Below are 1,290 nucleotides of genomic sequence, written 5' to 3' on the forward strand. Positions count from 1 at the left end.
CAGCAGCGGCATGGCTTGCTTGGCGGCCTGCTGGATGACTTGTGCGTCGGTGCCGGCAAAACCGAGGTTGCGCAAGGCGGCCACATCCGGACGTTCCTGGGGCGCCAGCACACCTTGCACAAAGCCCATTTCCATCAGGGCCTTCATCTTCGCCAAGCCTTGCAGCGCAGCTTCCTTCGGGTTGGAGGACTGCTGGCTGTTGCTTTGGGACGCGACGTTGCCGTAGGACAAGCCGCCGTAGTTATGGGTCGGCCCCACTAGACCGTCAAAATTGACTTCACAGGATTTCATCGGCGAGGCTCCACGAACATCTGTATTTTTATAGGCATCAAATTACTTGAACACACCACAAATCAAGTGTGGGAGCGGGNNCCCGCTCCCACATTTAGATCAGCGTCACACCCGGGGTTAACGTCGCCGGTAGCACCAGGCTCGGGGTCTCAAGGGAGGCCACCGGGTACGCGCAATAGTCCGCCGCGTAATAGGCGCTGGCGCGATGGTTGCCCGAAGCCCCTACCCCGCCAAATGGCGCGCTGCTCGCAGCACCCGTCAGCTGTTTGTTCCAGTTGACGATCCCGGCACGGCTTTCCAGCCAGAACTGCTGGTAACGCGCCTCGGAATCCGACAGCAACCCGGCCGCCAAGCCGTATTGAGTGTTGTTGGCCTCGGCAATCGCCGCCTCGAAATCAGCGTAGCGGATCACTTGCAGCAGTGGGCCGAACAGCTCTTCGTCAGCGCGTTCCGTAACCTCGGTCACATCGATAATCCCCGGCGTCAGCAACGCAGCCTGGGCCTGGGGTTGAGTCATTTCCAACAGCGCCACGGCGCCATTGGCCAACAGCAATTCCTGGGCATCCATCAACGCCTTGGCAGCACCGAGGGAAATCACCGAGCCCATGAACGGCGCCGGCGTTTGGTCAAATGCGCCGACTTCGATGGTCGAGCTCACCGCCACCAGGCGTGCGAGCAACGCATCGCCCCAGGCGCCTTCCGGCACCAGCAGGCGACGGGCACAGGTGCAACGCTGGCCAGCGGAGATAAACGCCGACTGGATAATGGTGTACACGGCCGCATCCACATCGGCCACTTCGTCCACCACCAGCGGGTTGTTGCCGCCCATTTCCAGCGCGAGGATCTTGTCCGGGCGCCCGGCGAATTGCTGGTGCAGATGGTTGCCGGTGCGGCTGGAGCCGGTGAAGAACAGACCGTCGATGCCCGGATTCGCCGCCAGGGCGATCCCGGTTTCCCGTGCGCCTTGCAGCAGGTTCAACACGCCCGCCGGCAGGCCGG

Annotated in this window: 2 protein-coding genes; both read right to left on the reverse strand. The window is 62.4% G+C overall.

Annotated features, from left to right (window positions below):
• Positions 1-291: N-succinylarginine dihydrolase (locus HX846_RS36220; protein ID WP_178967348.1), on the reverse strand; the 291-nt coding region annotated here is incomplete at its 3' end.
• Positions 292-385: 94 nt separating this feature from the next.
• Positions 386-1,290, reverse strand: a 905-nt coding sequence (locus tag HX846_RS36225; RefSeq protein ID WP_178967349.1) for a succinylglutamate-semialdehyde dehydrogenase, incomplete at its 5' end; no start/stop codon positions are given.

Origin of the sequence: Pseudomonas sp. K5002 (genome assembly GCF_013386655.1) — a bacterium.
Classification (GTDB): Bacteria; Pseudomonadota; Gammaproteobacteria; order Pseudomonadales; family Pseudomonadaceae; genus Aquipseudomonas.